The sequence below is a fragment of the Limnobaculum xujianqingii genome (assembly GCF_013394855.1).
Lineage (GTDB): Bacteria > Pseudomonadota > Gammaproteobacteria > Enterobacterales > Enterobacteriaceae > Limnobaculum > Limnobaculum xujianqingii.
In genome coordinates this window covers 1,593,869-1,617,303 of record NZ_JABMLK010000001.1, presented here as the reverse complement: position 1 = coordinate 1,617,303, position 23,435 = coordinate 1,593,869, and the positions used below count along the sequence as shown (strand labels likewise).

General features: G+C 46.2%; 25 protein-coding genes. 12 read left to right on the top strand and 13 right to left on the bottom strand.

Features of this window, described 5'->3' with window-relative positions; all coding sequences use genetic code 11:
- Positions 1 to 85 precede the first annotated feature (85 nt).
- The 4 genes from upp to hda all read left to right on the top strand — a co-directional run bounded on the left by upp (position 86) and on the right by hda (position 4,308).
- On the top strand, positions 86 to 712 hold the full coding sequence (upp, locus tag GOL65_RS07380; RefSeq protein WP_130592941.1) for a uracil phosphoribosyltransferase: 627 nt from the start codon (positions 86 to 88) through the stop codon (positions 710 to 712).
- A gap of 136 nt (positions 713 to 848) precedes the next feature.
- Complete coding sequence (locus GOL65_RS07375) at positions 849 to 1,748, top strand: endonuclease/exonuclease/phosphatase family protein (protein WP_140919955.1); 900 nt, start codon at positions 849 to 851, stop codon at positions 1,746 to 1,748.
- Between the two features lie 490 nt (positions 1,749 to 2,238).
- Positions 2,239 to 3,513 carry a uracil-xanthine permease family protein gene (locus GOL65_RS07370; RefSeq protein WP_140919954.1) on the top strand — a complete coding sequence of 425 codons (1,275 nt, stop codon included), beginning with the start codon at positions 2,239 to 2,241 and terminating at the stop codon, positions 3,511 to 3,513.
- An 87-nt stretch (positions 3,514 to 3,600) separates the two neighbouring features.
- Positions 3,601 to 4,308 (top strand): DnaA inactivator Hda, encoded by a 708-nt coding sequence (gene hda / locus GOL65_RS07365; RefSeq protein ID WP_130592938.1) that lies wholly within the window; start codon positions 3,601 to 3,603, stop codon positions 4,306 to 4,308.
- A 15-nt stretch (positions 4,309 to 4,323) separates the two neighbouring features.
- Here hda and GOL65_RS07360 read toward each other — a convergent pair whose 3' ends face one another.
- From GOL65_RS07360 to bepA, 3 genes are read right to left on the bottom strand one after another with little or no spacing between them, the layout of a single operon-like run.
- The gene (locus GOL65_RS07360) at positions 4,324 to 4,773 is read right to left on the bottom strand and encodes a hypothetical protein (RefSeq protein WP_140919953.1); all 450 of its coding nucleotides are present in this window, start codon (positions 4,771 to 4,773) and stop codon (positions 4,324 to 4,326) included.
- Between the two features lie 30 nt (positions 4,774 to 4,803).
- Entirely contained in the window at positions 4,804 to 5,154 is a 351-nt protein-coding gene (arsC, locus tag GOL65_RS07355) for an arsenate reductase (glutaredoxin) (RefSeq protein ID WP_140919952.1), read from the bottom strand.
- Between the two features lie 25 nt (positions 5,155 to 5,179).
- Positions 5,180 to 6,646 carry a beta-barrel assembly-enhancing protease gene (bepA, locus tag GOL65_RS07350; protein WP_140919951.1) on the bottom strand — a complete coding sequence of 489 codons (1,467 nt, stop codon included), beginning with the start codon at positions 6,644 to 6,646 and terminating at the stop codon, positions 5,180 to 5,182.
- Positions 6,647 to 7,060: 414 nt separating this feature from the next.
- Between bepA and GOL65_RS07345 the strand changes: the two genes are divergently transcribed.
- Positions 7,061 to 8,128 (top strand): AI-2E family transporter, encoded by a 1,068-nt coding sequence (locus tag GOL65_RS07345; RefSeq protein WP_140919950.1) that lies wholly within the window; start codon positions 7,061 to 7,063, stop codon positions 8,126 to 8,128.
- Between the two features lie 61 nt (positions 8,129 to 8,189).
- Here GOL65_RS07345 and bcp read toward each other — a convergent pair whose 3' ends face one another.
- Entirely contained in the window at positions 8,190 to 8,660 is a 471-nt protein-coding gene (gene bcp / locus GOL65_RS07340) for a thioredoxin-dependent thiol peroxidase (RefSeq protein ID WP_130593760.1), read from the bottom strand.
- Between the two features lie 19 nt (positions 8,661 to 8,679).
- Positions 8,680 to 9,231 (bottom strand): glycine cleavage system transcriptional repressor, encoded by a 552-nt coding sequence (locus GOL65_RS07335; protein WP_179038208.1) that lies wholly within the window; start codon positions 9,229 to 9,231, stop codon positions 8,680 to 8,682.
- Positions 9,232 to 9,375: 144 nt separating this feature from the next.
- Between GOL65_RS07335 and dapA the strand changes: the two genes are divergently transcribed.
- The 5 genes from dapA to GOL65_RS07310 all read left to right on the top strand — a co-directional run bounded on the left by dapA (position 9,376) and on the right by GOL65_RS07310 (position 13,748).
- A complete protein-coding gene (gene dapA, locus GOL65_RS07330; RefSeq protein WP_140919948.1) occupies positions 9,376 to 10,254 on the top strand; it encodes a 4-hydroxy-tetrahydrodipicolinate synthase in 879 nt (292 codons plus the stop codon).
- A gap of 16 nt (positions 10,255 to 10,270) precedes the next feature.
- Entirely contained in the window at positions 10,271 to 11,308 is a 1,038-nt protein-coding gene (gene bamC / locus GOL65_RS07325) for an outer membrane protein assembly factor BamC (RefSeq protein ID WP_140919947.1), read from the top strand.
- 86 nt (positions 11,309 to 11,394) lie between these two features.
- Positions 11,395 to 12,108 (top strand): phosphoribosylaminoimidazolesuccinocarboxamide synthase, encoded by a 714-nt coding sequence (gene purC, locus GOL65_RS07320; protein WP_140919946.1) that lies wholly within the window; start codon positions 11,395 to 11,397, stop codon positions 12,106 to 12,108.
- Positions 12,109 to 12,323: 215 nt separating this feature from the next.
- The gene (gene ypfJ / locus GOL65_RS07315; protein WP_140920069.1) at positions 12,324 to 13,199 is read left to right on the top strand and encodes a KPN_02809 family neutral zinc metallopeptidase; all 876 of its coding nucleotides are present in this window, start codon (positions 12,324 to 12,326) and stop codon (positions 13,197 to 13,199) included.
- A gap of 96 nt (positions 13,200 to 13,295) precedes the next feature.
- Positions 13,296 to 13,748 carry a DUF441 domain-containing protein gene (locus GOL65_RS07310; protein WP_140919945.1) on the top strand — a complete coding sequence of 151 codons (453 nt, stop codon included), beginning with the start codon at positions 13,296 to 13,298 and terminating at the stop codon, positions 13,746 to 13,748.
- Here the strand turns inward: GOL65_RS07310 and GOL65_RS07305 are convergent.
- A complete protein-coding gene (locus tag GOL65_RS07305) occupies positions 13,725 to 14,084 on the bottom strand; it encodes a helix-turn-helix domain-containing protein (RefSeq protein ID WP_140919944.1) in 360 nt (119 codons plus the stop codon). The genes GOL65_RS07310 and GOL65_RS07305 overlap by 24 nt on opposite strands.
- A 37-nt stretch (positions 14,085 to 14,121) precedes the next feature.
- Positions 14,122 to 14,757, bottom strand: coding sequence for an FMN-dependent NADH-azoreductase (locus GOL65_RS07300; RefSeq protein ID WP_140919943.1), 636 nt, complete (start codon positions 14,755 to 14,757; stop codon positions 14,122 to 14,124).
- A gap of 484 nt (positions 14,758 to 15,241) precedes the next feature.
- Between GOL65_RS07300 and GOL65_RS07295 the strand changes: the two genes are divergently transcribed.
- Positions 15,242 to 16,138: a LysR substrate-binding domain-containing protein gene (locus GOL65_RS07295; protein WP_140919942.1), complete on the top strand. Its 897-nt coding sequence runs from the start codon at positions 15,242 to 15,244 to the stop codon at positions 16,136 to 16,138.
- Positions 16,139 to 16,211: 73 nt separating this feature from the next.
- On the top strand, positions 16,212 to 18,266 hold the full coding sequence (locus GOL65_RS07290; protein WP_228723067.1) for a tRNA(Met) cytidine acetyltransferase TmcA: 2,055 nt from the start codon (positions 16,212 to 16,214) through the stop codon (positions 18,264 to 18,266).
- 12 nt (positions 18,267 to 18,278) lie between these two features.
- On the opposite strand, the gene GOL65_RS07285 is transcribed toward GOL65_RS07290, so the two are convergent.
- From GOL65_RS07285 to narQ, 6 genes are all read right to left on the bottom strand, one after another.
- Positions 18,279 to 18,476 (bottom strand): YpfN family protein, encoded by a 198-nt coding sequence (locus GOL65_RS07285; RefSeq protein WP_140919941.1) that lies wholly within the window; start codon positions 18,474 to 18,476, stop codon positions 18,279 to 18,281.
- The gene (locus GOL65_RS07280) at positions 18,464 to 19,156 is read right to left on the bottom strand and encodes a M15 family metallopeptidase (RefSeq protein ID WP_140919940.1); all 693 of its coding nucleotides are present in this window, start codon (positions 19,154 to 19,156) and stop codon (positions 18,464 to 18,466) included. The genes GOL65_RS07285 and GOL65_RS07280 overlap by 13 nt, the downstream gene beginning before the upstream one ends.
- Entirely contained in the window at positions 19,153 to 20,289 is a 1,137-nt protein-coding gene (gene dapE / locus GOL65_RS07275; RefSeq protein WP_140919939.1) for a succinyl-diaminopimelate desuccinylase, read from the bottom strand. The genes GOL65_RS07280 and dapE overlap by 4 nt, the downstream gene beginning before the upstream one ends.
- Positions 20,289 to 20,654 carry an ArsC family reductase gene (locus GOL65_RS07270; protein WP_228399002.1) on the bottom strand — a complete coding sequence of 122 codons (366 nt, stop codon included), beginning with the start codon at positions 20,652 to 20,654 and terminating at the stop codon, positions 20,289 to 20,291. Before GOL65_RS07270 ends, dapE begins: the two co-directional genes overlap by 1 nt.
- Before the next feature lie 286 nt (positions 20,655 to 20,940).
- The gene (gene narL / locus GOL65_RS07265; protein ID WP_140919937.1) at positions 20,941 to 21,576 is read right to left on the bottom strand and encodes a two-component system response regulator NarL; all 636 of its coding nucleotides are present in this window, start codon (positions 21,574 to 21,576) and stop codon (positions 20,941 to 20,943) included.
- 61 nt (positions 21,577 to 21,637) lie between these two features.
- Positions 21,638 to 23,329 carry a nitrate/nitrite two-component system sensor histidine kinase NarQ gene (gene narQ, locus GOL65_RS07260; protein ID WP_140919936.1) on the bottom strand — a complete coding sequence of 564 codons (1,692 nt, stop codon included), beginning with the start codon at positions 23,327 to 23,329 and terminating at the stop codon, positions 21,638 to 21,640.
- Positions 23,330 to 23,435: the final 106 nt, after the last annotated feature.

Below are 23,435 nucleotides of genomic sequence, written 5' to 3'. Positions count from 1 at the left end.
TGTTACGGCTCACGCATTATCAGGTATAATTTGCCGATTTTTTTGAGAGCGACAGTGCACCATCCGCGATATGGGAGAGGAATAAATGAAGATCGTTGTAGTTAAGCACCCACTGGTTAAACATAAGTTAGGCCTGATGCGTGAAGAAGATATCAGCACTAAACGTTTTCGTGAATTAGCCTCAGAGGTTGGTAGTTTACTGACTTACGAAGCAACCGCCGATTTAGAAACTGAAAAAGTGACCATCAATGGCTGGAATGGCCCGGTAGAAATCGAACAAATCAAAGGTAAAAAAATCACCGTAGTACCGATTCTTCGTGCAGGTTTAGGCATGATGGAAGGGGTATTGGAGCACGTTCCAAGTGCGCGTATCAGCGTAGTTGGTGTATATCGTGATGAAGAGACCCTGCAACCGGTACCTTATTTCCAAAAGCTGGTTTCCAATATTGAAGAGCGTATGGCGCTGGTGGTTGACCCAATGCTGGCAACAGGCGGCTCGATGATTGCAACCATCGACTTACTGAAAAAAGCTGGCTGTCAGTCAATTAAAGTGCTGGTGCTGGTTGCTGCTCCTGAAGGCGTTGAAGCATTAGAAAAAGCGCACCCGGACGTTGAGCTGTATACCGCTTCTATCGATCAGGGCTTAAACGAAAAAGGTTATATCATTCCAGGTCTGGGTGACGCGGGCGATAAGATCTTTGGTACGAAGTAATCAGTAAACTGATACACAACAAGGATGTTGCTACCGGGGCCGGTGTTGATTGCGCTACCCACTCTACCTCTGATAATTATGGTGGAGCATCAGTAGTCGGTACCCGTTTGGTTTTAATAAAAATAAGGTGTGTCGTATGCCACGTTACAATTATTTTTTAGCTGCAATATTCTCCCTGTCTTTCGCCTCTCCTGTCTGGAGTAGTGAAGCCCCTGTTAATCATGCCAACAGCAATGCTAATAGCCGCGAAGTAGCCAGTGCGCTGGGTGGCATCACTAACAAGACATTTTCCTTAAAAGAAGCACCGGTACTGAAGGTGGCTTCTTTTAATATGGCTGCTGGTAAAGTCAGTGATATGACGGCGATTGCCAAAGCCATTAAAGCCATGAATGTTGATATTGTTGCCCTGCAGGAAGTGGACAAACTTACCGCGCGCAGCGGTAAAGTAGATCAACTGGCTGAGTTGATGAAGCTGACTGGTATGCACGGAGTGTTTGGTCGGGCTATTGACTATGATGGCGGCGAATATGGTCTGGCTTATCTGTCTAAATATCCAATCAAAGATCAGGTTATCTATCCACTACCATCTGGTCAGCGGGAACAACGCATTGCGTTTGTTGCTAAGGTAGAAGTACCTAATTTTGCAGTACCTGTTACCGTCGTGAATGCTCACCTGGATACTAAAGAAGATCCGGCCATGCGTTTGGATCAGGTAAGAGAGTTAAACGATCGCACCATCGAAATCCGCGGTATCAAGCTGTTATTCGGCGATATGAACGATGTGCCACAAAGTGTAACCTGGCAAGAATTAAACCGTTACTGGAATGATATTCAACCGGGTGACAAAGATGGCCGCAGTTGGCCTGCTGAAAATGCCGAAATCAAGGTAGACTATATCTTTACCGGTAATGCGCAACGCTGGCATCTGGATAATCTTACTATTCCAAATGCGACTGGTGAGTGGGCTGGCATTAACTGGCCATCGGTCAGTGACCATCTCCCCATCGTGGCGGAACTCAGGATGACTGAGCAATAAACAGATAAATATGGGCGACACGATCGCCCATATTTATGGATGCAAGTTGGCTAATAGTATGGTGGTTTTACGGAACATCCGGGTGTTACCGGGTGTTATAAGGCTAAAAATCAGCCCCAGATTGGTGACAAAGTCTGATTGGTTCAGCTTTGTGTTTTAACATAGCCAATCGGAGGGAGAGATTTCCGTTGGGGTCGACTTGGCGTAAGCCAACGAAGCGCCCCTAGGGAATCTAGGCCCGACGCGCTCCGCAGCTAAGTACAAATGGTTTACCGACCGTTACCAGTGCCGATATCAGCACATCGTTTTTACGGTCGGAATATACACAACTGTCAATTTATCAGGTTTTTCAGCAGTATCAGGCTAAAAAATCAGCCTGCGGTAGTAAATATAAGTCATAAGAAATTAGTTACAGGCAAGACGACCGCCGCGGATACTGACGTATAGCCGTGCCGGATAACAACATCATTTCAAACTAGAGGTTTATTTTATGCAACAGCCGTCAATGACCGGCGCACAGCCACCTGCCTGGCAGAACGTTCTGGTGGGAGCACAAATGCTGTTTGTGGCATTTGGTGCGTTAGTACTGGTACCGCTGATCACAGGGTTAGATACCAACGTAGCACTGTTCACCGCAGGCTTCGGTACCTTGCTGTTTCAACTCTGTACTAAAGGTAAGGTGCCGGTATTTTTAGCCTCATCTTTCGCCTTTATTGTTCCTATCAGTTACGGCGTTCAAACCTGGGGGATCCCGGCCACCATGGGTGGATTGTTTGCTGCTGGTGTGATGTACATGATTTTTGGTGGCCTGATTAAACTGCGTGGTTCGAATATTATTGAACGACTGCTGCCACCGGTTGTTACTGGCCCAATGATTGCGATCATCGGTCTGACGCTGGCACCTGCGGCGGTAAACATGGCATTAGGCAAAAGTGGGGATGGTGGTTCAGTCATTCTGGACGATTACCGCACCGCACTGTTCATTTCTATGCTGTCTCTGTTGACCACGTTACTGGTAGCGGTTTGGGCTAAAGGCATTTTTCGTTTAATCCCAATTTTATCCGGCATTGTGGTTGGTTATGTTGCTGCATTGATGATGGGAATTGTTAACTTCCAGCCAGTGCTGGATGCGCCTTGGTTTGCTATCCCTAACTTTACTGCACCAGAATTTCACTGGCAGGCGATTCTGTTTATGTTGCCGGTAGTTATCGCGCCAACTATTGAACACGTCGGCGATATTATGGCGATCAGTTCGGTTTCCGGAAAAGACTACGCCAAAGATCCTGGCCTGCATCGTACTCTGGCGGGTGACGGTCTGGCGACTTCCGCAGCGGCCTGTTTTGGTGGCCCTCCTTGTATTACCTATGCAGAAGTTATCGGTGCGGTAACATTGACCCGTAACTTTAACCCACTGGTCATGACTTTTGCTGCCTGTTGGGCGGTATTCATGTCATTTATTGGTAAGATTGGTGCTTTCCTGAATACCATTCCATCAGTAGTAATGGGCGGTATTATGGTTCTGCTATTTGGCTCAATCGCCGCAGTAGGTATCAATATTCTGGTGAAAAACCGCGTTGACCTGTCGGTTGCGCGCAACCTGTGTATTGTCTCTATCGTTCTGGTGTTTGGTATTGGTGGTATGGTGTTTAACTTTGGTCAATATTCACTGCAGGGTATCAGTCTGTGTGGTGTGATTGCCATTCTGTTAAACCTGATCCTGCCTAAAGCACCGGTTCATCCTGAGTCAGAGAAATCAGCCCATTAATTTGGCCGCCGGCAACCTTGTGTTGCCGGTTCTCCCTCTCTCTTCGGTATGCTAAACTAATCCGGTTTTCGGTTTTTTTAGTTTGAGGTGTTTCTGAATACATCGACGCAGCTATCTTTTCCTCTCTATCTTTCTGATGATGAGCGGTTTGCCAGCTTTTATCCCGGCGAAAATGCGTCGCTGCTTTCTGCTATTCATTCCGCACTGGAACAGGAACACAGTACTTATATTTATTTCTGGTCTGGCGATGCCAGTGGAAAGAGCCATCTGCTCAACGCTGCCTGTTCAGCGCTCTCTCAGAAGGGAATGGCCGTCGGTTATGTGCCGCTGGATAAGCGCACCTATTTTGTGCCCGAAGTACTGGACGGTATGGAACAGTTGGCGTTGGTCTGTATTGATAATATTGAGTGTATTGCCGGTGACAGTGAGTGGGAGATGGCAATCTTCAACCTGTATAACCGTATTCTTGAAACCGGATTTACCCGACTGCTGATTAGCGGTGATGTTCCTCCCCGTCAGCTAAATCTGTCATTGCCCGATTTGGCTTCACGCCTGGATTGGGGGCAAATCTATCGATTACATCCACTGTCAGATGAAGACAAACTTCAGGCGTTGATTCTACGGGCAAAACTACGTGGGTTTGAACTACCGGAGGATGTGGGACGTTTTCTGCTTAAGAGACTTGAGCGGGATATGCGAACTCTGTTTGAAACGCTGGATCGTTTAGATTCGGCATCCATCACGGCCCAGCGTAAATTGACCATTCCTTTTGTTAAAGAAGCACTAGAGTTATAGGTTTGGTACTTTATTTTATAATGTACAGGGCTGAAAGCGTTCAAAATCGGTTTTGGTTTCACCCATCTGACCATAGGTCACATTAATAATCAGCTCATCAAGATCCGAGATCATCGAGTAGGGCCGATCTTTATTGGCTTTCTTCATTGCTTCATAGAACGGTTGATAAAAGTCAGCGGTTTGTCCCTGAGGGTCGTATTTGAGGCTGACATAAAACACCGGGTAATCACCACCATTGCATAGTTTAGCGGCGGTGACATCAATACCATATTTAGCTAAAACGTCCCGGGTTGCTGGCTTCCAGTCTTTTAGCACAACATCCCGGCAGTCATGAGTTATCTCAGTAAATAGCCTGGTTTTTTCCAGCGAGGGAATGTACTCAGCGGCGAAAGCGCTGCCGGACATAACCAGACCGGCAGAGAGCAAGCCACCCATAAATAATGATTGTAGATGTGACTTTTTCATTATTCATCCTTAAACAACGTGGACGTAAATTCAGATAATTTCCAATACGTTTTCTGGTGGTCGGCCTAAGCGAGCCTGCTCACCTGTTACCACAATTGGTCGCTCAATCAGTTTAGGGTTAGCTGTCATGGCATCAATCAGTGCCTGCTCTGAGGCATCTGCCAGATTTAACTCTTTATACAAATCTTCTTTAGTGCGGATAAGCTGACGAGCAGAGCTGAAATTTAGCTGTTTTAACAGGTGATGGATCTGTTTGCTGTCAGGTGGTGTATCCATATACAAAACAACATCAGGTTTAATTCCCCTTTCTTCCAGTAGCTCCAGAGTTTTTCTGCTGGTGCTACAACGAGGGTTATGAAAAATAGTTACGGTTTTAGTCATTATTATTGTTCTCCTGAGATCATTCTTAAGATCGGTCAAACTGTTTAAAACGCTGCTGCAGCTGGCGTAGCTGGTCGATACGTGCATCATAACGCGCCTGTTTCAGGCTTCCAACCTGAACTGAAGAACTGGCAGTGGTCAACATGCCAATCGCCTGATCGAGGCGGCCGACCAGCGCCATACTCTCAGCCCGGGCTGCCAACTCTTCATCACGTAATCCCTGATCGGCGGCGGCTTTAGCCAGCAAATCCCAACCGTTAGGATCTTCCGGGTGGCTATAGGTATAACGATTAAGCAGCGTAGTTGCTTTAGCTGTCTGACGAGCTTCAATATAGGCATTGCCCAGATTGAGCTGTAACACTGCGCTGTTTGGCTGGCTCTTAATGGCTTGCTCTAAGCGACTGACGGCTTGTGGAGCACGATTTTGCTCCAGATCGATATCGGTAGCCAGATCGAGGAACCAAACATTATTTGGCTGTTGTGTTAACAATGGCTGAATAATGTTGCGGGCGGCATCGTACTGTTTAGATTTATAGTAGAGAATAGCCTGGCCATATTTTCCGGCCATTTGTTCACGTGCATTACCTTTCTTATAATCATCCAGCATAAACTGACTTAATCCATCCATTCCGCCGTACATTCCGAGCACGCGCAGTTTAGCGAACAGATAATCCTGAGAAGAGGCAACCACTCTATGGCCCAGTTGTTGAGCTCGGCTACGGGTGTCTGACATCCGGCTATCCGGTAGGGGGTGAGTCAGTAACATCTCTGGTGGCTTGCTGGCATAACGATATTTATCCGCCAGTTTTTGCATAAAGTCAGGCATGCCCATAGGGTCAAAACCTGCGCGCTGCAATACGCGAATGCCAATACGGTCAGCTTCCTGCTCATTGGACTGGGTGAAACTGATCATACCCTGTTGGGTTCCGGCAATGGTGGTACTTAATGCCGCCATACCCGCTTGAGGGTTGGCCATCGCCAGTAAAATAGAGCCTAAAGCACCTACCCAGGTCAGTGGGGCGTTGCGCTGTTGCTCTTCCATGGCGCGAGCTAAATGACGTTGGGTAACGTGTGAAATTTCGTGGGCCATTACCGAAGCCAGCTGACTCTCATCGTCTGTTTCGCGAAACAGTGAAGAGTGCAGTACCACATTGCCACCAAAGAAGGCGAAGGCGTTAATCTCATTATTCTGGATGAGATAAAAATGAAAAGGAGTTCTTACTGCATCGGCTTTGGCAACCAGCTTTTGACCCAAATTATTAACGTAATCAGTTAGTAATGGATCATAAATCAGTGGTGCACCGGAACGCAGTTGCCGCAGGTAAAAATCTCCCATCAGCAATTCCTGGTTAATGCTGAGAGTACCACCGGCAGTGGTACCAATATCCGGCAGGTCGCTGGTCGTATCAGCGATAACCGGAATGGCCGGGCTGCATAGCAGCGTACTACCTAATAAGGTGACGAGTAAGGATTTACCAAAACGGGTGGACATATCGATATCAATTCCAGAAGTTATATTAACCTACAGAACACGCTCTGATGCTGATGCAGTAAGAGCCGTTTTCCCTAAACTTACATTTGTCTGCATTTTCCCGAGAAAACCATCGGGTTACCTTAAATCTTATCGTGTTAACAGGCGGTTTGTTGCTATTATAGCGATAGCTCCGGTTAGCCATCCTTCAGTATGCAATACATGATAAATTATCACTGTTATGCGGTGGTTGCACCGAATAACTGAAGCTTAGCTGAGGCATTTCCGGGTGACAGTTTATTCATCTGATTATGTAGACAACTAATATCATGTTTTGTCCTGTCTATTTCTGTTCTTCCTATAGGTTTTTTTATTTGAATCTATATGAAGCACTGAAACGGATTCAATGAAAGATTTTCTCCCCCGGAGGTTGTTATGTTGGAGATGTTGTCTCGCTGGTATCGCCGGCGTTTCACTGACCCCCAGGCCGTGGCGTTACTGATTATTTTAGTCGTAGGCTTCGGTATTATCTATTTTTTCCATGGTATTTTGGCTCCGCTATTAGTGGCGATCGTACTGGCCTATTTACTGGAATGGCCAACCACTAAAATACAAGATATGGGACTTTCCCGTGGGTTAGCCGCGACCAGCGTTATCATCCTGTTTGGTGGAATAATGTGTGTCGCTATTCTGGTGGTGATACCGGCAGCATGGCAGCAAGGGGTGAATCTGGTTGCGGATATGCCAAAGATGCTAAACCGTTTTCATGATTTTGCCGCAACGCTTCCGGCACGTTATCCGGCGCTGGTTGACGCAGGTATCATTGATTTGTTTGCGGAAAATTTACGCACCAAGCTGGCAGGTCTGGCGGATTCAGTGGTGAAATACTCTATGGCATCATTGATGGGGCTATTAACGCTGGCAATCTATTTGATTCTGGTGCCGCTGATGGTGTTCTTCTTGCTGAAAGATAAACGTCAGATGATTTATGCGGTACATCGCATATTACCTCGCAACCGCGGGCTGGCAGGCAAAGTATGGTTGGAGATGAATCAACAAATCACTAACTATATTCGCGGTAAAGTGGTTGAGATTGTGATTGTTGGGGTGGCGACCTATCTGGTGTTCTGGTTTATGGATATGCGCTATTCCCTGTTGCTGGCAGTGTTGGTAGGGATATCGGTGTTAATTCCCTACATTGGCGCGGTGCTAATCACCATTCCTGTGTTTATTGTGGCGCTATTTCAGTGGGGAATTGGGCCTGATTTCTGGACGCTGGTTATTGCCTATTTAGTTGTACAGGGTCTGGACAGTAACTTACTGGTGCCATTTTTATTCTCAGAAGCAGTTAACCTGCATCCGTTGGTGATTATTCTGTCGGTAGTGATTTTTGGTGGGCTGTGGGGTTTCTGGGGAGTATTCTTTGCTATCCCTCTGGCTACACTGGTTAAAGCGGTTATTCACGTTTGGCCGGACGATTTAATAGCAGAGAATTTGCGTTAAAAAAGACAAAACAAACAACGGCTACCTCCCCTGATGGGGTAGCCGTTGCTATAAAAATCCGTCAACCTTTACCGTTCAGATAGTTCAGTACAATCTCATGGTGGTTGTTGGTTTTGAAATCATCAAACACTTTTTCAATTTTTCCGTCAGTGCCAACTAAAAAGCTGATGCGATGAATACCATCATAGGTTTTACCCATAAAAGTTTTTTCACCCCAAACACCAAACAGTTCGCAAACTTGATGTTCCTCGTCAGAAAGCAGCGTAAAGTTCAGCAGGTCTCTTTCAACAAAACGAGATAGCTTTTCTGGTTTATCAGTGCTGATACCCAGAATATCTACGCCAAGTTTTTTTAGTTCATCCATGTTATCCCGTAGTCCGCAGGCTTGTACGGTACAACCTGGCGTCATGGCTTTTGGATAAAAATAGATAAGAACTCTCTGCCCTTGAAAATCGCTCAGGCTGATATCTTCACCATCTTGATCCGGGAGTGTAAATTCAGGGGCGGTATCACCGGCTTTTAATGGGTTTATCACTAGTTCCGTCCTTTTTTCATGCTTGTGGATTGATTACGATGTTAATACTGCCTTGTGCATTTAGTTCTGTACAGAGGCGATAGAAATCTTGTTCAACCTTTTTATGCGTGCCGGTCAGGGCACTGTGTAACGTAATCTCAATATACAGCTTAGCTTCTTTTGTGATTTCGCAAATGCTGGTTTTTGAAGTAAGTTCAGCAATGCTGGTTTCTGCTGCATCAAATAAGTTGGTAAAGCGTTCAATTAAGTGGGGTGAATCTTTTACCTCTACTTTTACCCACATCGTGACCGGCATGGGAGGGCGAGGGTGCTGAGTTGTGCGCTTCATCACAATCAATAGCTCTAATTCCACCCCTTTTTGTGGCAAAGTAGATTCGAGCAGCATCATCGCGCTCCATCCACCGGAAAGCAGCATAATAAAAGTAAATTCTTCACCCAACAGTGCCAGACGACTATCCTCTATATTACAGCCGCAGCTACTGACATGTCGGGTAATAGTATTGACTATTCCCGGACGGTCGGTACCCAAGGCGGTAATGACAAGGTAATATTCAGATTGCTGTGGCACGTTAAAACTTCCTGCCTGAAAATGGTGATACTATGGTAAACATAAAAAAATCACCCAGACAAGCAGTTAGAGTGATGTTGTTGCTTGCTTTTCGCTATTGGTCAAAAGTACCATGTTCGATATGTCTATTAAGGGGAATCGCTTATGTTTACGGGAAGTATGGTTGCACTGGTTACGCCAATGGACTCAACAGGTTCAGTTGACCGCGCCAGTTTAAAAAAACTGATTGATTATCATGTGGCTAGCGGCACTGTCGCGATCGTTTCCGTAGGCACCACCGGGGAATCAGCCACGCTTAGTCATCATGAACATGTTGACGTTGTTAAAATGACATTAGATCTAGCCGATGGTCGTGTCCCGGTGATCGCCGGAACGGGCGCTAACGCAACGGCAGAAGCCATTTCTCTGACTCAAGATTTTAATGATACAGGTGTTATTGGTTGTTTGTCCGTAACCCCTTATTATAATAAGCCAACTCAGGAAGGGTTATTCCAGCATTTTAAAGCTATTGCCGAGCATACTGATTTGCCCCAGATCCTTTATAATGTTCCTGGTCGCACCGGTTGTGATATGTTACCTGAAACCGTTGCTCGTTTAGCGGAAGTACCAAACATTGTGGCATTGAAAGATGCGACCGGTAACTTAAGTCGGGTTAGTCAGACTCAGGCGCTGGTAGGAAATGATTTTAAATTGCTCAGCGGCGACGATGCGACTTCTTTAGAGTTTATGCAGTTGGGTGGTCACGGTGTGATTTCCGTTACGGCAAACGTTGCTGCGCGTGAAATCGCAAAATTATGTGAATTAGCTGCACAAGGAAACTTTGCTGAAGCTCGTTGTCTTAATGAACGGATAATGTCTTTGCATCTGAAATTGTTTGTTGAATCTAACCCAATTCCAGTGAAGTGGGCATGTTATCGTTTAGGTTTAATTGCTGATGATACAATGCGGTTACCCATGACTCCGCTGGCGCAAAGTGCCCGGCCGATCGTTGAACAGGCGTTAAAGTCTGCTGGTCTGCTATAAATTTTAGGAAAAATTAATGGTTCATTCATTACAGAAAATAGTTGGTGTCTCGCTGGTTATGCTGCTGGCTGCTTGTTCTAACGATCAGACTTATAAGCATCAGGTAAGTGGCGATGAAGACTATTTAAAAGCCCCTGCGTTAAAGGAATTACGCGCGCCGGCAGGAATGATATTACCTGTTCAGAACGGTCAGTATGCGGTTGATAGCCGTGCTGTCTCAACGGGTAATGTTGGTTTAGCACTGGATATTCGTCCGCCATCTCAGCCTCTGGCTTTGATGACTGGCTCACGAGTACAGTACAGCGCTAACACCGCCACGCTTTCATTAGAAAACAGCAGCAAATATCAGGCGCTTTGGTCTCAGGTTGTTGCGGTTCTTGAGCAGAAAGGCTATCGCATTGCCGATCGTCAGGATGCCAGCCAGACGCTGACAACTGACTGGGTTAACTGGCAGCGTAGTGATGAAAACGTCGCTCACAGTGCCCGTTATCAAATAGCGGTTCAGCCTCAGGGTTATCAAAACCAGCTGTCAGTAAAAGTACTGGAGCTGAAGGCGGGTGATAAGGCGGTGTCTGATGCAGCGTCTATGCAGCGTTACAGTATCAGTATGCTGAATGCCATTACTGAAGGCCTGGATAAAACTCAGAGTAACCTGAGTTCTCAACAGGCTGCGAAAGCAGGTGATAGTATTGTTCTGCAGGCTGCGCATGATGATACCGGTCTGCCGGTAGTGATTGTACGCGCGCCTTATACTAACGTTTGGGAGCGTCTGCCAACGGTGCTGGAAAATGTAGGCATGAAGATTAACGATCGTAATAAGCAACTGGGCTTAATTACCGTGACCTTCAAGTCATCAAACAGCAACTGGGCAGCATTGAGTGTGCCAAATCCAGATTTGAAAAACGGTGATTACAAAATTCAGGTGGGCGATTTAGACAACCGCAGTAGCCTGCAATTTAGTACCGATAAAGGCCAGGTGTTGAAGGAGTCAGAAAACAATGCACTGGTTACGGTTCTACAATCCGCGTTTAACCATAGCTTAATAGCTGAATAATGAAAAAAGGGGCTTAACGCCCCTTTTTTATTCCATGTTTAGTCATAAATAACCATCACATTTGAAATCAACGGAGAAAACTGAAGATGCAAAAGGTAGCCGAACTTTATCGTGGTAAGGCAAAAACCGTTTATACAACAGAGGATCCGGACCTGCTAGTTCTGGAATTTCGTAATGACACTTCAGCCCTGGACGGTGAACGTATTGAGCAGTTCGATCGTAAAGGAATGGTCAATAATAAATTTAACTATTTCATTATGAGCAAGCTGGAAGAGGCGGGAATTCCGACTCAGATGGTGCGTCTGCTTTCTGATACTGAAGTACTGGTTAAGAAGCTGGAGATGGTGCCGGTTGAATGTGTAATTCGCAACCGTGCTGCGGGATCTCTGGTGCGTCGTTTAGGCGTAAAAGAGGGAATGGAACTTAGCCCACCGTTGTTCGATCTGTTTTTGAAAAACGATGCTATGCACGACCCAATGATCAACGAATCTTATTGCACTACTTTTGGCTGGGTGAATGAGTCAAATTTAGCACGTATGAAAGAGCTGACCTATAAAGCCAACGACGTGTTGAAAAAACTGTTTGACGATGCCGGTCTGATTCTGGTGGATTTTAAGTTAGAGTTTGGTCTGTTTAAAGGTGAAATTGTACTGGGTGATGAATTTTCCCCGGATGGTAGCCGCCTGTGGGATAAAACAACGCTTAACAAAATGGATAAAGACCGTTTCCGCCAAAGCCTGGGTGGCTTGATTGAAGCGTACGAAGAGGTAGCACAACGTCTCGGTATTAATTTGGACTAATTGCGCAATCGATTCCGTAAGGTCAGTATCACTGTAAAAAGCCGGTTTATCCGGCTTTTTACTTATCTGGAGATTGTGTTCTCACAACAAAATAACTCTTTATTACGGGTTTTATCCTGCATCAGTAGGGCTTTTTATGTTTTGCTGCATATACTCAGGTTATATAATGTAAGTATTGGCCTGAATTGTGGCCGTTGATAATGAGAGACAAGATTATGCGTTGGCAAGGTCGTCGGGAAAGCGATAACGTTGAAGATCGCCGCAGTGAGTCAGGTGGTTTTTCTCGTGGTATGGGTGGCGGCGGTATGCGAGTGCCCAGAGGTAAAGGTGGATTGGTTCTGCTGGTAGTGGTACTGGTGGCCGGATACTACGGCGTAGATCTGACTCCACTGCTAAACGGTGGTGACGTACAATCTACCCAGCAAAGCCAGGCCCTCTCTCCGCAGGATAATGAAAAAGCTAAATTTACTTCTGTGGTATTGGCTTCTACGGAAGACACCTGGGATACTATCTTTAAAAAAGAGGGTAGCAGCTATCAGGACCCTAAACTGGTGCTGTATCGCGGTGCAACCCGTACCGGTTGCGGTACCGGTGAATCAGTGATGGGGCCGTTCTATTGCCCGGCGGATAAGACCGTATATATCGACCTGTCGTTTTATCAGGACATGGAAACCCGTCTGAAAGCCGGTGGTGATTTTGCTCAGGCCTACGTTGTTGCTCATGAAGTTGGCCATCATGTACAAAACCTGATGGGTATTGCCAATAAAGTTCGTGCTATGCAGCAACAATCCCGTAGTCAGGCTGAAGTGAACCGTCTTTCTGTCAAGCAAGAGCTACAGGCAGACTGCTTTGCCGGGGTCTGGGGACACAGTATGCAAAAGCAACAGGTACTGGAGATGGGTGATATGGAGGAAGCGCTCAACGCAGCTCAGGCAATTGGTGATGATCGTCTGCAAAAGCAAAGCAGCGGCCGCGTTATTCCGGATAGTTTTACTCATGGTACTTCACAGCAGCGTTATACCTGGTTTAAACGCGGTTTTGATTCTGGTGATTTCCGCCAGTGTGATACTTTCTCAACCGATAAACTGTAACGCTTTTGATTATTTGCGGTATGATGAATATCGGAATTTATTAGCCGATATTCATCAAGTCATCATTTGTATCTTCATTCATGAGAACTACCGCAAATGCCCAGTATTGACCCCACACTTATTATCCTGCTGGTATTGGCCGGGCTAGGTATTCTTAGCCATAACAATACGGTCACTATCGCCATTCTTGTCCTGCTTATCCTCCGTCTTACCCCACTCGAAGCTGCATTCCCAATGGTGCAGAAATATGGATTAACCGTGGGCATTACCATATTAACTATCGCTGTTATGACACCGCTGGCCAACGGCAAGATGAGCCCATCCATGCTGTTACAGGTATTTGTTAACTGGAAGTCGATCGTAGCAATTATTATTGGTATTGCTGTAGCCTGGTTGGGGGGAAGGGGAGTTACGCTGATGACCAGCCAGCCCACCATTGTGGCGGGTCTGTTGATTGGTACTATTATTGGTGTGGCATTTTTCCGCGGAGTGCCGGTTGGTCCATTGATTGCTGCCGGAATGGTATCACTGATTGTTGGCCGAACCTGACGATCGACTGGTTAACGAAAACCGACGATAGTGGGATGGCGAAGTAGCAAAATACTTTTTAAACGCCCGGCAAAAGCTTTGCTGTGAATCAAATTGATATTTTGCCGCAATATCGGCCACGGTTACCCGACTCTTTTTTAATTCACTCGCAGCGTTATTTAATCGCTGTATACGAATGTAAGAAGCGAGTGGATAGCCGGTAATACTCTTAAACATTCGCTGAAGATGCCATGGTGAATAACCTGACCTCAAGGCGACGGTTTTGATATTAAGCGGCTCCTGAAGGTTATCTTCAATCCAGTTGGTGAGTTGATTGATCACATTGGTGTGAAACATGAGTTTTTCTCTCCTGTGAGTTATTGTCCGGCTATGTTCAGGCTGGCTGTGTCATCGCTGGTAAATTAAAGATCTCTCTGATTTGCTGCATAGCGTTAGCCATTACCACATCTCTACCGGGGTGAGACATATTGATCCCTTCAGCCCGAATAATATGAATGTCTTTCAAACCTAATGTTCCCAACATGGAAACCAGATAAGGCTCCTGAAAATCATGGGCTAAGCCTTCACCATAGCTATAGATACCGCCGCGAGATGAGGCGATAAATACCGGCCTGTTCTTCAGTAAACCAATCGGGCCTGTTGATGAGTAGCGAAAGGTTTTCCCTGCCTGACAAATTAAGTCCAGCCAGGTTTTCAAATGGCTGGAAATAGAATGGTTGTACATTGGAGAACCAATCACTAAAACATCGCATATCTCCAGCTGTTCAATGGCCTGATTAACGGCCGCGATTTCTGCTAATGCATTGTCTGATAGATACCTGTATTGATGTGAACGCAGGCTGGTCATCGCTTCTGCTGACAGGTGTGGTGGTGGGTTAGTGCCGTAGTCCTGATAAACAATCTTTGCTGCGGGTTTTGTTTGTTGCCAGGCGGTAACGATAGCAGCTGACAGCTCCCGGGAGGCAGAGTTTTCGGTGAAGGGGCTGGAGTTGATATGTAAGATATTCATGTAATTTGGTTCCTGTTGTTGGTGTGTTTTTACTTAACAGATGGTTAAAAACAGTGCTTGTTAATAAAAAGACATTGAGTTTTGAGTACGTTTCGTCCACTAATAGTGCTGTGTTTAAATTAGCTATCGTGCGAGTGGCCGAGCAGGAGGCGTTAAGGCGAACGCCTCCTGCACCTCCACGCCTTCGCACCCGAATCCAGGTCGCCTGATGGCGACTCCCCTCCGCCTTCATTCGGGTTTACGCACCGGCGCTGATTCGCTCCAGGCGAAGCAGCACCTCGCCAAACATCCATGTTTGGCGTGCTACCCTCATTCAGTTGTCGGCTGAATTCCAGTGCTCTTCAGGAAGGTCAAAACCTCTCTTAATCAATAGTCAGTTTCCGGTTGCTTGCATTTAATTAACCAGGATAAGAATATTCGTTGCATAATTAATGTGAAATATCTAAATTTAAAACATATCGTTCCATTTTCAGGACAATAAACAATGAGTCAGGATTTAAATGATATGGCTTATTTTGCTGCCGTTGTTCAGCTCCATGGTTTTACTGCGGCAGGTAAAGCATTGGGCGTTTCGAAATCCTTAATCAGTCGACGGGTAGCAGAACTGGAGACGCGTTTGGGGGTCAGGTTGCTACAGCGTTCTTCCCGCAAGTTACAAATAACCGATATTGGGCAGAAGTATGCGGAACAGTGCGTAAAGATGCTGGAACAGGCAGAAATAGCCCAGCAGGTAATTGATGACGTCTCCGGACAGCCAAAAGGGCGGTTAAGGATTAGCGCTCCGGTAATGATGACGGAGGTCCTGATCGGCCCTTTGGTGCAGGATTTTTTGGCGCAATATCATGAAGTACAAATTGATCTGCTGGCGATTAATCGCGATGTGGATATTCTTGATGAAGGTATAGATATCGCGTTTCAGGCCAGGCCATTACCGCTGGCAGATTCGAATTTACATATGAAAAGCCTGGGGAATCAGCGAGACTGGCTGGTTGCCAGTCCGGATTTTGTTGCTCAATATGGCAAACGGTTGACTCTGGAAGGCTTGAGTAGTTTACCTACACTGAGTCGTAGCCGGATGAGTCACTGGGTATTAGAAAATGAGCAACAGCAACGGGTGAAAATAGATATACAGCCCCGTCTGTTAGCAAACAACCTAAATGTTCTGGTTCAGGCGGCGGCGAAGGGGTTAGGTGTCACACTAATTCCTGAATATGACTGTTATAAAGCTATCGATGATGGACGTCTGATTCAGGTATTGCCACAGTGGCGCTCGCCATCAACTCACGTACATGCCATCTTTGCTTCCAGTAAAGGTTTATCTCTGGTCTGTCGCACTTTTCTGGATTATATGGCTGAACAATTACGTCCCAGATTTAACTAATATGTATTCATCAATAATATGAATATAATCAGCTACCAAATAAACGAATCAATCATAAAGTGATAGCCCAGCGATGAATATTGATTTAGCGCCTTACCTTAGTCAGATGCAGCAGTATGGCGTGCGCCGACTGTTGATTTTAAGCGGTCAGGCACAATGGTGCCGCCAGCAGGCGCTGGGTTTTACCCGTCAATATTCCGGTGACTGGCTGTGGATAGCCGATACACCATTATCGGATTACCCCCAACTACAGCGTAAACCAGAAGCTGTGCAAAATTTGTTAGGTTCAGAGTTTCACTATGCCGTATTTGATGCCTGTGAAGGTTTCAATGCGGAGGCATTAATTGCCGTTTCCGGTACTTTGTCATCAGGAAGCCTGTTAGTACTATTGCTACCTGAATGGAGCAGTCTGGAACAGCAACCGGATAACGATAGCCTACGCTGGAGTGAAGCACCTGAACCTATTTGTACTCCCCACTTTATTCAACATATTAAACGTCAACTGAATGCTGACTCAGATGTACTGTTCTGGCCGCAAAATGGCGAATTTACCGGTCAATTACTGGCAGAACGAAAAGTATGGATGGTACCCAATGGTTCCCCGACAGAAGAGCAACAACATTTGTTGGAGAATTTGCTGAGGGCAGATACCGGCACCTATGTGCTAATTGCCGGGCGCGGGCGCGGAAAATCGGCTCTGGCAGGCATGCTGGCTGCTCAGTGGGCAGGTAAAGGTGAATGCTGGCTAACGGCACCGGCTCAGACATCGGGAAATACTTTACAGCAATGGGCTAACGGTAAGATTAGCTTTTGGGCACCGGATGCTCTGCTGGAACGGTGTCAGGCAGAACTACCGAAAAATACAGACTGGCTAATTATTGATGAAGCCGCTGCAATACCTGCTCCACAGCTCTACCGATTAATTGCCTGTTTTCCCAGAGTGTTGCTGACGACGACCGTTCAAGGTTATGAAGGCAGCGGTAGGGGATTTTTATTAAAGTTCTGTGCTGGTCTAAAGGATATGCATCTGCTAAATCTGCAACAGCCAATTCGCTGGGCAGAAAACGATCCGCTGGAACGCTGTATCCATCAATTATTGCTGGTAGAAGCTGAAAATAGTCTGAGTGAAAAACCGGGTAAGCTACAGCAGATTATCGAGATTAATCAGCATCAATTGGCTGATAATGAAAAACTGCTTAACCAATTTTATGGTTTATTAACCAGTGCTCATTACCGTACAACTCCGTTAGATTTACGTCGCCTGTTCGATGCTCCGGGTTTATCTTTTTCTGTAGGTTTGGATGATAAGCAGTCCGTTATTGCCGCACTGTGGCTGGTGGATGAAGGCGGACTATCTCCGGATTTGGCTCGCGAAGTTTGGGCCGGTCGTCGTCGGCCTCGGGGAAATTTGGTAGCCCAATCGCTGGCGGCTCACGGCGCTGAATATTTAGCACCCCAGTTGTGTTCTGCCAGAATTAGCCGTATTGCCGTGGTCTCTTCCATGCGCCGCCAGGGCATTGCCCGAGCTCTTATTGTTCAGCAAATTGAACGGGCGAAGTTACGGGGTTTAGATTATCTGTCAGTGAGCTTTGGCTATACCGAAGAGTTATGGCAATTTTGGCAGGCCTGTGGTTTTGAACTTATTCATATGGGAAGCCATCAGGAAGCCAGCAGTGGGTGTTATGCAGCAATGGCCATTGTGCCTTTTAGTCAGGATGCAGTATTACTCGCCAGAAGGGCTAAGCGTCAATTTTTACTTAACCAATTGCTACCTTGTGTCAAACTGCATCATGTTAATGATATAGCTCCGGCAGAGTTGGCTGAGGAGGACTGGCGTGAACTGTCTGGTTTTGCGTTTGCTCATCGTACGCTGGAGGCTAGTCAGGTATCACTGTATCGTCTGTTACGCCATCAGGTGGCAATTTGTGGTTGCTTAAGACAGCTGCTGGAAGGGCAGACAACCGTAGAACTGCTGGTAGAAGAGAGTAATCTTAACGGACGTAAAGCGTTAATACAGCTGTGGAGGCAAGAGGTCGCCGAGGCGCTGTTGGCGCTAAATTCAGCGAAATGTCATTACTGGCAAAACTGGGTAGCGGCACAGCTGCCGGTTATCAATCCGGCAGCTTAGCAGAACGATAGCCTACTTTTTATTGTTACGGTTCCACTCTTCATCTTCCTCTTTGTCCCACGCCGCATTGTTATCACGGTGAGGAGGAAGCTTTGAGTTCTCTTTCATTGAACGGTCATAATTCACTTTATACAGTGCTTTTATGCCATTGATAATAATACCGACCAGAATGATCAGGATTACCCACCAGTAGTCTGCTAACCAATGCATGATGATGACACTCCGTTGGGTAGGGTGATAAAACGTTTAAATACCTGGTTAAGATGGCAAGAGAGCCAGCTAAAACCCGCAATTTCTTTATCCTGCCAGGCTAACAGCAAAAGTTCTGGGGTCAACATATGTTCAGCCTGTTGAGCCAGTGGATAATAGCTGAGATGCCATGGTTCTGCGGCAACACCACCTTGATCGCTGACAAAAGGTCGATAGAAGCCGTATTTATTCATATTAGCGCTTAACCAACAGGTTAGCGGATAAAAATAGCCATTTTCTTCATATTCCCAGGGTTCCAGCTGTAGCTTTTCCCCTTCTGGTAGTTGGTCGGGATCGTAAATATCCAGATCGGTTCCCCAATGATGGCGACTGGCTCCTGGCATAGCAGACCAGCGTAAAATTGCGCAGCAGCGTTGTTCATCGTCCAGCGTTGAGATATCCATTGGTTGGCTCATGGCATCCATCACCGGACGCAAACCAATAAACTTTTCATTCCAAATCATTTGCTGGCGGGCAAAATCGCGAAAGGTGCTGGCGGGCTGAAGGTTAAATCCCGCCTCTTTTGCTGCGGCCTGCATGGCAAGAAAAGCACTAACCGCTTCCGGCTGCAGGCGATGATTTCCCGTTAGTGTGACCAGATGATCTTCACTTTGGCCGGTCAACATGGCTGGCGTCATCATACTAATAACTGCTCCATGATTTTTTGGTACATACGGCTAAGTAGCTGCAAATCAGAGGCTTTAACACACTCGTTCACTTTATGAATAGTAGCATTGACCGGTCCAAGCTCTACGACTTGCGTTCCCATCTGAGCAATAAAACGACCATCGGAAGTGCCGCCATTAGTGAGCAACTGTGGCGTAGTTGCCGCGTAATACTCTACCGCATGGGATACCGCATCAACTAGCTTACCGCGCGGAGTCAGGAATGGTTTTCCGGACAGGTTCCATTCGATGGTATAGCGTAACTGGTGGCGTTCCAGCATGGCTTGTACCTGATGCATAATCTGCTCATGGGTCAGCTCAGTACTGTAACGGAAATTGAACTGTACAAACATTTCACCAGGGATCACATTATTGCTGCCGGTACCGGCGCGAATATTGGCGATTTGCATGCTGGTTGCCGGGAAGAATTCATTGCCTCTGTCCCATTCGGTATTCACTAATTCATTAATAAATGGTGTTGCGCGGTGGACGGGATTATCTGCCAGATGAGAGTAAGCCACGTGTCCCTGAGTACCATGAATGGTCAAATTGGCGGTAATTGAACCTCTGCGTCCATTTTTAACCACGTCACCTACACGTTCAGTACTGGAGGGCTCACCCACCAGACAATAATCAACGCGCTCGCGGCGCGCGGCTAATGCTTCGACCACTTTAACCGTACCGTTAACCGCGCTGGCTTCTTCATCTGAAGTGATGAGAAAGGCAAGTCTCCCGCTATGGTTGGGGTTAGCGGCAACAAAACGTTCGGCGGCCACCACCATCGCAGCCAGTGAACCTTTCATATCTGCTGCGCCACGACCATACAGGAAACCGTCCTGAATCGTGGGTTCAAACGGTGGCTGATGCCAGTGGCTTTCATCACCGGCTGGAACTACATCCGTATGACCGGCAAACGCCAGGGTAGGCGTGCCATTATGACCGCCTCGCCATGCCCAGAAGTTAAGGGTATCGCCAAAATTCATCTCTTCAACGGTAAAACCAATGGCTTTTAACCGTTCAATCATAATTTGCTGGCAGCCTTCATCATGCGGGCTTAAAGAAGGTCGTTTAATTAACTGTTGAGCCAGAGTAATGACCGGACAGAACATTATTTATCTCCACCGGTAAATTGCTGATAGTTGTCGACAGAAAAACCTAACAGCATTTTGTCATTAATAACCAATACCGGGCGTTTAATAATGGACGGCTGTTCCAGCATGAGTGTTTTAGCGCCAGCTTCAGTAGTGGCTGCGGCTTTTTGATCGTCACTTAGCTTGCGCCAGGTGGTTCCGCGAGTGTTGAGCAGTGGCTCCCAGCCCAATCCATCAATAAGCTGTTGCAGTAACTGATCGTCTAAACCATCAGTGCGGTAATCGTGAAAACGGTAGTCTATCTGGTGTTCTTCCAGCCAGCGGCGGGCTTTTTTGATGGTATCGCAATTCTTAATGCCGTAGAGGCTGTATGTCGTTTTCAAAGAGATTCCCTCATCAGTCAAAATTAGTACACCTGCCGTAAACTTATCCGTTCAGCAAAAGGCTGATAAAGCAGGGAGGATAGCCAATAAATTTACCATTAAATCAGGGGGGAGGGGGAAAGTATTTCAAAGGTATTAACGGAGAAAGAAAAAACTGAAAAGAGATAAAATTAATGAAATGAATCATTGACCAATTAAAGTACAGCCTGGTTGTTAATCGCTGACAATAAAAAAACCGAGCTCCCCATCGAAAGCCCGGTCCTTTCACCAAATTAACTTTTAACCGTTACTGGCTTTTTCTTTCCAGATACATCACGGTTGCCGCTACGCGTGAACGAACGTTTAGCTTACGCAGCATATTACGAATATGTACTTTTACCGTTTCTTCGGAAATGTGCAAATGAGAGGCGATTTGTTTGTTAGACATACCACGGGCCACCTCTTGCAGCACATCTAACTCACGTTCCGTTAGCGACTCAAATGGATCGCTTTGGTCATCCCGGGTCTCAAGATACTCAAGAATAATGTCGCTAAACACATTCTCACCGTTGGCCGCCTGTAGAATTTTCTTCAGTAACAGCTCTGGCTCGCTGTCTTTTAGCAAATAGCCATCGGCACCAGCATCAATTAGCGCATAAATATCACTGCGGGAGTCAGAAACGGTTAGTACGATAATACGGGCAGCAATCCCCTCATTACGCAGGGCTTTCAAGGTATCTAAACCTGACAGACCTTTCATGTTCAGATCCAGCAAAATCAGGTCGGGTAGCAACTGACAGGCATAGGTAATAGCTTCGTTGCCGTTGCTGGCTTCTGCCACAATGTTGAGCGAAGGTTCCAGTTCAAGCAACTGCCGGACTCCACGCCGCATCAGGGGATGATCGTCTACGATCAAAATATTGCACTGTTCTTGCACTGTCATTACTCCATTCTTTTTAAAATTATTGAAAGGTGCCGCAAAGCTATTTCTAACCTTGTCATTGTTATTGTTGAGGGAAGATAAGACGGACTAGTGTCCCACCTTCTTCATGCGGCCCAATGGTTAATGTTCCACCTAAACGTGAAGCTCGTTCACTCATAATGTTGAGCCCGTAATGTCCTTCTGGCTCATCTAAACTTTTTATTCCGGCCCCGTTATCGGTAATAGTAATCATATTATTACCATCATTTGTAGGTTCGCAATTGATACTAATCAGGCTCGCATTGGCGTGTTTTATGGCATTCAAAACCGCCTCACGAACAATTTGTAATGCGTGAACCTGTTGTTGTGCATTTAACGCCTGTGAAGAAAGGGCACAGTGCATTTGAATAGGAACTTCCGTTTGTGCCTGTAACGGAGTGATTAACTGATTTAGCGCTTCGTGCAAGTCAGCTTCCTGAATTGTGAGTCGAAATGTGGCTAATAGTTCCCTTAGCTGACGATATGCACTGGAAAGTGCCTGATCGAAATCAGTAATCACACTCATAGCTTTCTCATTATTACTGGGAATAACACGTTTAAGCAAGGTGAGTTGAATTCGCAGGAAAGAAAGCGATTGTGCCAGCGAGTCATGAAGTTCCCGGGCGATAGTGGCTCGCTCCTCCATGAGTAGTACCTGTAAATAACGTTTTTGCGCCCGGTTAAAATAGATTCCCCGACTAAGAATATTACTTACGTTTTCAATTAACTGTGGGTGGACTGCGGTGTCTGAACATTGCCAGCTCATCTTACCCAGAATCTGTTCATCTTGCTGTAGTGGCAAATGTTGCCAAATACGATTTTCGTCCTCAATACCTTCTTCAAGTACCCAACGGCCTTCTCCACTGTCCTGAATTTCCAGGCGAATCGCCACCATATTTTCACTGGTGCGAACAATACGCAGAACCTGCTCAAAACACTGACGATCAACCTGACTAACGCTCAGGGCCTGAAGGCAATCGTATAAAACACCCAATGAACGGTTAGCCTGAGTCAGCTTAACGGTTTTCTCTTCTACTTTTTCTGCCAGCGATTGGTACATCTTTTCCAAATCAGATGACATAGAGGTAAAGGCCGTCGCCAGTACGCCTAACTCATTATGTTTTTCTACATCTAACGGCTGATGGTCAAAACGCCCGGTCTGAATATAGTGGCTGGCGGTCACCATTCGGTTAAGGGGATCGACAATTTCCCGACGGCTGAAGTGGATAACATAGAACACCAACCCAATGGTACTCAGTACACTGATAATACTGATAAAAACAGCAGCTTTGAGTTTCAGTTCAGAAAACAGTTGGATGGCCAGTACGAACTCATTAATTTCATTAACATAATCAGCCAACTGACTGATGTAGATATCACCATTGTTATGCGTTAACTCTTGTTCCAGCTCCTGCCAGCGATCCAGTAAAGTTTGGTACTTTTGTTGGATATCCGCCGGAAAGTAAAATTCGTTAATCTCTTTTAAGGCAGGCGCATTAATCGATAGCGCATACTGCCGGATATGAGAGTTCAGATAAGGGGAGTTGGTCGTCAGATCATAGGCCAGACGGTAGCTCTGCATGCGCAAAGAACCAGAAATATTGATGGCTTCGGCATCTGTACGGCTGGCGGCTAGCGATATCAAAGCAAGTCCGGCAGACAGAATTGAGAGGATCACAATCGCGATCAGCATGCGGGCTATACTATTGGTTACTGAGCGTTTAACAGAAGCCATAAATCCCCAGAGCGTTAATTGATTTGTACCTTGTCATGTCCATGTAGCAGAGCAAATTATCAGCTACCGATGCTAACTTGCGATAATGGTAATCTGCTTTTCGTTT

Bases quoted from the DNA above. Each gene is read 5' to 3' on its own strand.
- bamC (WP_140919947.1), top strand. From the start codon at position 10,271: ATGGTTCATTCATTACAGAAAATAGTTGGTGTCTCGCTGGTTATGCTG.
- purC (WP_140919946.1), top strand. From the start codon at position 11,395: ATGCAAAAGGTAGCCGAACTTTATCGTGGTAAGGCAAAAACCGTTTAT.
- GOL65_RS07370 (WP_140919954.1), top strand. From the start codon at position 2,239: ATGCAACAGCCGTCAATGACCGGCGCACAGCCACCTGCCTGGCAGAAC.
- narL (WP_140919937.1), bottom strand. From the start codon at position 21,576: ATGACAGTGCAAGAACAGTGCAATATTTTGATCGTAGACGATCATCCC.
- GOL65_RS07375 (WP_140919955.1), top strand. From the start codon at position 849: ATGCCACGTTACAATTATTTTTTAGCTGCAATATTCTCCCTGTCTTTC.
- GOL65_RS07290 (WP_228723067.1), top strand. From the start codon at position 16,212: ATGAATATTGATTTAGCGCCTTACCTTAGTCAGATGCAGCAGTATGGC.
- GOL65_RS07345 (WP_140919950.1), top strand. From the start codon at position 7,061: ATGTTGGAGATGTTGTCTCGCTGGTATCGCCGGCGTTTCACTGACCCC.
- GOL65_RS07280 (WP_140919940.1), bottom strand. From the start codon at position 19,156: ATGATGACGCCAGCCATGTTGACCGGCCAAAGTGAAGATCATCTGGTC.
- dapA (WP_140919948.1), top strand. From the start codon at position 9,376: ATGTTTACGGGAAGTATGGTTGCACTGGTTACGCCAATGGACTCAACA.
- GOL65_RS07295 (WP_140919942.1), top strand. From the start codon at position 15,242: ATGAGTCAGGATTTAAATGATATGGCTTATTTTGCTGCCGTTGTTCAG.
- arsC (WP_140919952.1), bottom strand. From the start codon at position 5,154: ATGACTAAAACCGTAACTATTTTTCATAACCCTCGTTGTAGCACCAGC.
- bepA (WP_140919951.1), bottom strand. From the start codon at position 6,646: ATGTCCACCCGTTTTGGTAAATCCTTACTCGTCACCTTATTAGGTAGT.
- GOL65_RS07360 (WP_140919953.1), bottom strand. From the start codon at position 4,773: ATGAAAAAGTCACATCTACAATCATTATTTATGGGTGGCTTGCTCTCT.
- upp (WP_130592941.1), top strand. From the start codon at position 86: ATGAAGATCGTTGTAGTTAAGCACCCACTGGTTAAACATAAGTTAGGC.
- GOL65_RS07305 (WP_140919944.1), bottom strand. From the start codon at position 14,084: ATGTTTCACACCAATGTGATCAATCAACTCACCAACTGGATTGAAGAT.
- GOL65_RS07285 (WP_140919941.1), bottom strand. From the start codon at position 18,476: ATGCATTGGTTAGCAGACTACTGGTGGGTAATCCTGATCATTCTGGTC.
- ypfJ (WP_140920069.1), top strand. From the start codon at position 12,324: ATGCGTTGGCAAGGTCGTCGGGAAAGCGATAACGTTGAAGATCGCCGC.
- GOL65_RS07310 (WP_140919945.1), top strand. From the start codon at position 13,296: ATGCCCAGTATTGACCCCACACTTATTATCCTGCTGGTATTGGCCGGG.
- GOL65_RS07300 (WP_140919943.1), bottom strand. From the start codon at position 14,757: ATGAATATCTTACATATCAACTCCAGCCCCTTCACCGAAAACTCTGCC.
- dapE (WP_140919939.1), bottom strand. From the start codon at position 20,289: ATGTTCTGTCCGGTCATTACTCTGGCTCAACAGTTAATTAAACGACCT.
- narQ (WP_140919936.1), bottom strand. From the start codon at position 23,329: ATGGCTTCTGTTAAACGCTCAGTAACCAATAGTATAGCCCGCATGCTG.